The organism is Agrobacterium sp. CCNWLW155 (assembly GCF_036888815.1).
In the GTDB taxonomy this organism is placed as follows: domain Bacteria; phylum Pseudomonadota; class Alphaproteobacteria; order Rhizobiales; family Rhizobiaceae; genus Agrobacterium; species Agrobacterium radiobacter.
Genome location: NZ_JBAKFW010000037.1, coordinates 1 through 6,627 on the forward strand (window position 1 = coordinate 1; position 6,627 = coordinate 6,627).

At 53.7% G+C, this 6,627-nt stretch carries 5 protein-coding genes; 1 reads left to right on the forward strand and 4 read right to left on the reverse strand.

Features of this window, described 5'->3' with window-relative positions:
- Positions 1 to 185: 185 nt before the first annotated feature.
- Positions 186 to 1,700 (reverse strand): ATP-binding protein, encoded by a 1,515-nt coding sequence (locus V6S97_RS28750; RefSeq protein WP_334428398.1) that lies wholly within the window; start codon positions 1,698 to 1,700, stop codon positions 186 to 188.
- Positions 1,697 to 2,416 carry a response regulator gene (locus tag V6S97_RS28755; RefSeq protein ID WP_334428399.1) on the reverse strand — a complete coding sequence of 240 codons (720 nt, stop codon included), beginning with the start codon at positions 2,414 to 2,416 and terminating at the stop codon, positions 1,697 to 1,699. The genes V6S97_RS28750 and V6S97_RS28755 overlap by 4 nt, the downstream gene beginning before the upstream one ends.
- Before the next feature lie 436 nt (positions 2,417 to 2,852).
- Here V6S97_RS28755 and V6S97_RS28760 point away from each other — a divergent pair, with 436 nt between their 5' ends.
- Positions 2,853 to 3,806, forward strand: coding sequence for an IS110 family transposase (locus V6S97_RS28760; RefSeq protein ID WP_334428400.1), 954 nt, complete (start codon positions 2,853 to 2,855; stop codon positions 3,804 to 3,806).
- Positions 3,807 to 3,834: 28 nt separating this feature from the next.
- Here the strand turns inward: V6S97_RS28760 and V6S97_RS28765 are convergent, their stop codons facing one another.
- Positions 3,835 to 4,869, reverse strand: coding sequence for a porin (locus tag V6S97_RS28765; RefSeq protein ID WP_334428402.1), 1,035 nt, complete (start codon positions 4,867 to 4,869; stop codon positions 3,835 to 3,837).
- Positions 4,870 to 6,161: 1,292 nt separating this feature from the next.
- A partial coding sequence (locus tag V6S97_RS28770; RefSeq protein ID WP_334428403.1) for a transposase occupies positions 6,162 to 6,627 on the reverse strand: 466 nt, incomplete at its 5' end.

The following is a 6,627-nucleotide window of genomic DNA, read 5'->3' on the forward strand; positions in this document are numbered from 1 at the left end:
CCCTGGCGTCCACGTCGGCATAATTGGGGAATTTTACTTCGGCACTTCTGGGCAAAATTCACGCGGCATTGACACTAACTCCAGCAGGATATGCACCGTCAGCTTACATGTCGAATTATGCTGCGAATTTCAATCGAGTTGGTCTTACTGCAAGAATTTTTCTTTTGTCGAGATGCTATCTAAGGTTACCTTTGCCCGTGTGCATTCCGGTGGCTACGTATGCCAAACAGATGAGATCGCATACGCCACTGCGAAATCTTGGCACTGTCTGAACTGATCACGCTGCCTTCTCTTGGAAGAGAGATGACAGCCTGCATTCCATCCTTTGTTGTAGACAGTATTATGTCGCCACCGTGCTGGCGCGCAACTGCTCTGGCTATTGACAAGCCGAGTCCAATACCGCCAGTTTCCCGGTTTCGGGATGCTTCCATTCGAACGAATGGCTCAAAAGCACGTTCTACCATGTCCTCGGGAATACCGGGCCCTCGATCTTCAATCAGGATCTCTACTGTTGATGCTGTTTTGCGGATCGAGACCTTTGCCTCAGTGCCATAGCGCACGGCGTTTTCCACAAGGTTACGAACGGCGCGTCTGAGGCTGTCAGGTCGACATCTGTACGTAAGCTTCTCCCCGTCGATAAACCGAACAGGATGTCCCATGTCCGCATGATCGTCACAGATGCTCCCCACGAGCGCTTCCAACTCAATGTCACGCGTAGTCTCGGAAGCAGACTCACCGCGTGCAAATGATACTGCAGCTTCGGTCAGACTTTGCATTTCATCGATTGTCGAAATCATCTTTTCTTTGACACCGGTGTCATGGACGAATTCGGCGCGTAAACGAAGTGAAGTCAGCGGCGTACGTAAGTCGTGACCTATGGCGGCAAGCATCCGCGTTCTGTCTTCCACAAAACGGTGGAGCCTGCTTTGCATTCTGTTGAACGCCTCTGCCGTACGCCGAATCTCATCAGGCCCGCTCTCTGGCAATGCTGGAAGATTTTCCCCACGTCCGAGGGCTTCTGCTGATATCGCCAGATTCTTGAGCGGCTTAGCAAGCCGACTGGCGATCAGTGCTCCGATGGTGGACAGAATGAGCGCTGTCAGGCCCAAAGACGTTAAAGAAGTAGATGTCCACCAACTGTTTATTTGGGGTTTGTAGGTTGCAGCATTCAACCAGCGCCCGTCATTCAGTTGGACAGCCAATCCGTACCCTGTCCCACCTCCCAGGTAAATGAACTTAGCGTGCTGCGGAAGGGTCCAAAGAATTGGCCGTGGACGAGCCCACATATCGTCGGCGTGAGCTGGACCGATTGGTGTCAGATCCAGCTGAGTCGGTGTCGCGTTCCGCGATCCATATTTCTTTGCCAGATCCACAAAGTTATCCAAGGGACGCGACAACTCGGTGGATGCCCGGCGCCGCCATGTCATTTCCTGTCCAGGCTCTCCGTCGCTCAGCCAGAAACGTGAGTAACGTGTCTCGCTCGCCAGCAAGGCTTGTTCGCGCATGTTTGCCGGAATAGTCTCCATCAACTGTGTGATTGAAGAGGAGCGGCTAAAAAATTCGCTTTTCATCGCAGCGTTTAATGCTTTGGAACGCTCATCCCAAGATATTCCGAATGTTAGTGCCTGGGATATTATCAGCGCCAGTAGCGTGAGGCCAATAAACTGCGCGGCAATGCTACGAAACCAGCGACCTGTCATACCCTAGCAACCTCGACTGCGAGACTGTAGCCCCCCCCCCAATGGGTCTTAATGATTGTTGGATTTTTTGGGTCTTGCTCGATTTTCTTACGAAGACGGCTTACCTGGTTATCGATGCTTCTATCGAATATTTCGGCGGTCCTTCCAACCGTAAGATCCAGAAGCTGATCGCGTGTCATAATATGTCCTGGACGTTGGATGAAAACCTTAAGCAACCTGAATTCGGCCGTGCTCAGGGAAACGCCGACACCATCGTCGCCCGCAAGTTCCTGGCTTCCCATATTAACGCACCACTGGCCAATACGAATCTTTTTTGCGAAATCAGGCTGTTGGCAATGAGCCGCGCTCACCGCGCGGCGGAGCACTGCTCTAACGCGGGCAAGCAATTCTCGCGGGTTGAACGGTTTCACAAGATAGTCGTCGGCACCTAACTCCAAGCCGATAATACGGTCAGTATCGTCAGTCATCGCCGTCAAAAACAGGACCGGAACATTTGTTGAAACACGAAGCTGACGACAAATAGACAACCCGTCTTCACCCGGCATCATCACGTCAAGTACTATAAGCTCGGCGGGATCGGTTTCGATTATCTTGCGCAGCATCGAACCGCCGTCTGCAAGACTGACTCGGTAGCCATGCCTTTCCAGGTACTGTCCCACCAAATCTCGAATGTCACTGTGGTCGTCGACAACAACAATATGCGGTGCTGCTTGCATGTGATTTCCCTCTGCGCCGGAAGATTTTATCGGAACAATAACCAGACCGCACTAGGAAAAATGTAACAAATTGTCGCAAGATTATCGTCCGGTCCCGTTCGATCCGCTACCCGTTGGCCGTGGGAAAGCCTTTAAACAATTGCATCGAATGGGTGAAAGTCACGGCGTTTTGTGCCGTCACACGTCTCGTCACAGGATGTTTCAAGCCCTGTTTTTTAAACCGGGCTTATACATTAAAGGCCGGAACATCGTTATGATGTTCCGGCCTTGTTTGTCTTTAGGGTGATTGCAACACCTTCGAGACGATGGACGGAGCGGTTGGTCCATGCCGGGCCTGAACTTTCGTTCGTAAAAAAGCAGAACCCTCTGTCCATTTCGAGGCTTGGTCGAACCGTTGAGAGAGCTTCACGCTCGCGTATAAGGGAGACACAACCTCATGACCGATATTAGCCGTTTTGTCGGCATCGACATATCAAAATCATCGCTCGATATCTGCGTTCTTCCTGAAGCGCGATCGGCGAGCTTTGCCAATGACGGCGCAGGAATTGCGCAGTTCATGGCGTTCCTCGCCCAGTTTGATCGAATAGACCGCTTGGTTCTAGAGCCGACCGGCGGCTATGAGAGAGCTGTCGTGGATGTCCTTGTTGCGACCGCCCAGCCTGTCGCAAAGGTCAATGCCAAGCAGATCAGACAGTTCGCCCGGGCCTGCGGCACGCTGTCCAAAACCGACAAGATCGATGCTTTCGTCTTGGCCGATTATGCCAGGCGCATGGAAACCAAGCTCCTTGTAGCCACGTCTCCAGCCCAGACCGTGTTGGGTGAACTCGTGTCGCGTTACCGACAGCTGTCCTATATGATCGTCCAGGAGAGGAACCGGCGAGAGAAACTCGCCAGCAATCGGGATGAACGGCAAGCCCTCTGGATCGAGGAGACGCTGACCTTCCTGATGCGCCAGCGCCTCGCCGTCGTCAAAGCCATGGAAGCCTGCCTCAAGACGGACCATCGGCTTGCGGCCATGGCTGACGTGCTGATGTCGCTCAAGGGCATAGGCCTAAGAACAGCTTGCTTCCTGATCGCAGGGTTGCCAGAACTAGGATTGATGGACAAGGGACAGATCGCCAAGCTTGTCGGTGTGGCGCCGATCAACCGCGATAGCGGACAGATGCGCGGTAAAAGGATGATTGCAGGCGGGCGAAAGCAGGTGCGCGACGCCCTATACATCGCCGCCCTGCCCGCAATTCGCTTCGACCCGGTCATGAAGGAATTGTTTCAGCGTCTCAAAGCCAAGGGCAAGCCTGGAAAGGTCGCCCTCGTCGCCGTGATGAGAAAAATGATCGTCATCCTAAACGCAAGAATGAGAAATCATCGAGCAACGGTGCTTGACCTCTAACACCGTTGCTTTTTTTTAATGTCAGAGCTTAGAAGTCGCGCTGGAGACGAACGAAGCCTCGCACTTCTTCGTCTTGGCCATCCTCGTCATAGTAGTTGGCGGTGATAATTGTTGTGAGGCCCTCAACGACGCGGTAGTCGACAGTCAGGCCGGCTGTCCAAGCATCGTTGTCGGACCAGCCTGCATCAATGATATCGCCGTGGCCGTTTCTTGAGGAAACGCCGGCGAGGTACTGTGCCTCTGGGATGATTGTGAGCTTGTCCGTCGCCTTGTATGCGTATTCCGCGCCAACGGTCCACTCGCTCTCAGCCCAGTAGGAATTTACGCCAGACGCCCAGATACCAGACAGACCCAGGGTGCCAGGTCCGATGTCGGCAAACAGCATGCCACGCACAGCACCTGCTTCATAGTCTATATCATAGGAGCCGACGATGGAGTAGGTGAGGGAGCCAATCGTACCGCCAACAAAACCGCTGACGCCGATATTGTTGTCCTGCTCGTCGTTGCCTGCAAAGCCGAAACCTTCGAGTTCCTCAGCCGCGATATATGCTGTAAAATCTTCCGCCCCGTAGGTATAACGGACGGAGGTGAACACGGTATTGGTCGACAGGATATCGGTTTCGCCGGCCAAGTCGTTGTCCCATTCGCTGTAGATCTTACCGACAGTCAGGCCGCCAAGCGAGATGAAGGCCTGATCCACGTGGACGACACTGTCTTCACGGCTACCATTTGCGGCTTCACCGCGGAAACCGATGAAGCCACGCAGCGCACCGAGCTCGGTGTCGGTGCGTGTATCAACGTCGAACTGCGCGCGCGTATTGAAGTCCCAGTCTGAGGACCCGCGGCGGTCTTGACCGAAGCGGCCTTCGAAACGGATGTATCCGCCAAACTTGAGGCAGGTCTCGCGGCCTGGAATGTAGAAAAAACCAGTGCCGAATGCGTCGCAAACGCGCACATATTCGAGGGGCTCAGCTTCTGCGGAAACGATTGCGTCGGCAGCCTGTGCGCCAGAGACAGCAGCGAGAGCGGCTGCGGAGCCGATGAGGAGGCTCTTGATGTTCATAGTAATCTCCAGTTTTCAATTAAAAGTTGATTATCGCACATACAAAGAGGCTGTGCGATGCTATGTAGTTAGGCAGACTGAAAGCCGAGTCGCAAATTAAATCAGTGTTTACGGTATGTTGACGCATACTTCAAAAAAATCCGCGTGACATAAATACAACTGTAAATTGAAAATGATAATCTTCCCCGTTCGCACGATCGTGCGTTGCAAATGCCGGGTTCCGGAAAAGCCGCGCTCCCCGACCACAGGGAGGTCGAGGAGCGTTTGACTGGGGAACAACGCAGGAGTCCCACAACTCCCTTGGATCGCGCTTTTCCAAGGCTGTGATAGCAAACGGACGTCACACAGGTTTGCCCGTCATGGGCAAAACTGTATCAATTTGTAACTAGATGTAATCGCAACGGTGTAATCCACACGACCGTAAACTTCACAAGCAAATGCGGCCGTCGTCCTATTGGAGCCAACATCTCGCAACAGAAACACCCGGCTTTTTTGGCATTGACCTGACCTCGGGGGATTTCGCATGCTGCGCAAGGAAAGCGCGACTAATGAGCCTGCAGTGGTGACTATGATCTATTTGTGATTTCCCCTAGTCCGCGCAACTTGCGCATCACCCTGCTCAATTCGATATGCGACGTGCTATTCTTTCGGCAGGAAGACCAGCTCAGTCATGGGGAACTCTGACTGCTCAACTTGCGACTGAGGTGTAACCTGTTGATTTGAAATGAGAGTTTACCCGGGATTGGAGTGAATCCTTCCGGCTGGACCACGAGACGCGGAAAAACTGATACACTCTGGGGACCTCAATCGGAGAAGGCCGGTGAAGTCGCGAGGTCCATATCGACGGCATTCGACGCCGTTCAAGTTGCAGCTTTGTCAGGATGTCCGGAACGGCGTGATTGGGCGTCGCGATGCACAGCGAACTTACGGCGTTCGGTCAACCTGATCCAGTCGTGGTGGACGCAGCTCGATCACGGTGAACTGAACGATGAAGAGGTGGGGGCAAACGTCATCACAGAATATGAGGCGCAGATCGCGCCACTGGAACGCAAATGCGTCGGGTTCGCAGTCTATCTTCACCAGTCCGAACCAGCGCGACGGGAGCAGGGCGGCAAGCAGCCTGTTCCGGCCTGGAGGATATCGAAAGCAAATCTGCTTTGTACGGCGGTAGCACTCGAGCTGAACTGTGGGTGGCAAGATTTTCCGGATTTCGATGCCCAATAGCCCTGAGAAGGCGTTACGGAGCATTTTGGATGCGCTGTTTTGGTTCAGATAGTGCGCACAGTGGCCGGCTATGCCCTGACGGCGGTAATCAGGCCCGCAACGCCGACAAGTGTGATGGCTCTTTTGATGTTGTAGGCGAGCGCCGTCAGACTGAACTCCCCGCGAACGTTTTCCAGCCTACGCATCAGGAACGCGCCCTGATACATCCATTGCTTGATCGTGCCGAACGGATGCTCGACGCTTTCGCGCCGCCGGTCCTCGGTGTCCGAAAAACCGGCAGCAGGCCACGAGTACCTATTTTTGAAATGGTTGCGCCATCTGTTGGTCAGGCCAGTCGGTGGCAGGTCGAGAAATAGTATGAGCGGGACAAAATCAAATTGGCCACTTCTGGCGTTGACCGTTGGAGCGTTCGGGATCGGTGTCATGGAGTTTGCTCCGGTGGTATGCTGCCGGTTATTGAACCGCTCCGGGTTTGCCGGAGACCCCAACTCGTGAGAAGTAGGGTCTATGACAAGCAAAACGACGAACAAATTC